The following is a 1418-nucleotide window of genomic DNA, read 5'->3' on the forward strand; positions in this document are numbered from 1 at the left end:
CTACGAGCTCGTAACACGATCTTGTTGAAACGTCCTGGTGGGGCGTGACTGGTGTGCTGATTCGGCCGTTCGTGATGTGTGAGTACTCGGCCGTGGATCGTGGACGACGACTTGTGGGCGCTGATCGAGCCGTTGCTTCCGCCGTGGCCGGAGAAGTCGCCGGGTCCGCGGCCTGTGGCTGACCGGCTGTGTCTGCAGGGCGTTCTTTACGTGCTCCACAACGACATAGCCTGGCAACTCCTCCCCCTGGAGCTGGGGTTCGGCTCGGGACAGACCTGCTGGCGCCGCCTGGGTCGCTGGCAGCAGGCCGGCGTCTTCGACCAGCTGCACCGCGTTCTGCTCGCCGAGTTGAACGCGGCCGGCGAACTCGACTGGTCCCGTGCGTGTGTGGATGGTTCCCACGTCCGTGCGAAAAAGGGGGAGCCGACACCGGTCCGTCGCCGGTCGACCGCCGGAAGACAGGCAGCAAGCACCACTTGATCTGCGACGGACGCGGCACCCCGCTCAAGGTCATCACCACCGCGGCGAACGTCAACGACGTCACCCAGACCCTCGCCCTGGTCGACGGCATCCCGCCGACGGCCGGGCGTCCCGGCCGGCCACGCCGCCGCCCCGACTCGCTGCTCGGGGACAAGGGATACGACTCCAACCCCAACCGCGAGGAGCTGCGCAAGCGCCGGATTCTGCCAGTGATCTCCCGCAAGGGCGCCCCGAACATCAAGGGCCTGGGCAAGCTCCGCTACGTCGTGGAGCAGACCTTCGCCCTGCTCCACCAGTTCAAACGCCTCGCCGTCCGCTGGGAACGCCGAACCGAACTCCACGACGCCTTTGTCTCCTTGGCCTGCGGACTCATCTGCTGGAGGCGACTGAAGAAGTACCGGTCATGATCGTGTCACGAGCTTTTGGCTACAACTCACACCACTTACCCAGGGGGCCGGCCGCCCACGTCTGCGTGAAGTCGTGCACCATCTCCCACGCCCGATCGGTATCCAGGACAAAGTTGCCCGTGAACACGGCGAGGTCGTTCATGATCGGGACGTCGACCTCGGCACCCGAGGGGACGGTGCCGTCTCCTACGAGCAGAGACATCCGATCGGTGTCACTCATCAGGTGGACGACCGCGTGATTAGCTCGGAAGGCCAGGATCAGCACCGGGAACTCCCTGTCCGGCGACCGAACCTCGAGGTACCCCTGGCCACAGGAACGCAGGTCGTTGAAGTGATCTGACAGATCCTTCACCCCTGAACGTCTTTCATTCGGATGGAACATTCCAGACTCCGGCGACGTCGCCGCCCACATCACGCTCATCCAGCCCCTCTTCCCCACGCAAGCCGTCGCCCATGATCCAGGGCCACGCTCCCACGCTCCACCACGACAGGACTGCTGGGGCTGGGCTGCATGATCGTGTTACGAGCACT

2 protein-coding genes are annotated in these 1418 nt (G+C 64.9%); one reads left to right on the forward strand and one right to left on the reverse strand.

Annotated elements, in window-relative coordinates:
• Positions 1–78: 78 nt before the first annotated feature.
• Positions 79–887, forward strand: a protein-coding gene (locus tag ACIQOE_RS41840) for an IS5 family transposase (protein WP_401417348.1) whose coding sequence is annotated in 2 segments (ribosomal slippage) — positions 79–396 and positions 399–887 — 807 coding nt in all. Because the reading frame shifts where the segments join, the coding sequence is not laid out codon by codon here.
• A gap of 19 nt (positions 888–906) precedes the next feature.
• On the opposite strand, the gene ACIQOE_RS41845 is transcribed toward ACIQOE_RS41840, so the two are convergent.
• The gene (locus ACIQOE_RS41845) at positions 907–1308 is read right to left on the reverse strand and encodes a hypothetical protein (RefSeq protein WP_401417350.1); all 402 of its coding nucleotides are present in this window, start codon (positions 1306–1308) and stop codon (positions 907–909) included.
• Positions 1309–1418: the final 110 nt, after the last annotated feature.

The organism is Streptomyces sp. NPDC091282 (assembly GCF_044757385.1).
Taxonomy (GTDB): Bacteria; Actinomycetota; Actinomycetes; order Streptomycetales; family Streptomycetaceae; genus Streptomyces; species Streptomyces gramineus.

Coding starts and splice junctions, on each gene's coding strand:
- ACIQOE_RS41845 (WP_401417350.1), bottom strand. CDS start 1,308: ATGAGCGTGATGTGGGCGGCGACGTCGCCGGAGTCTGGAATGTTCCAT.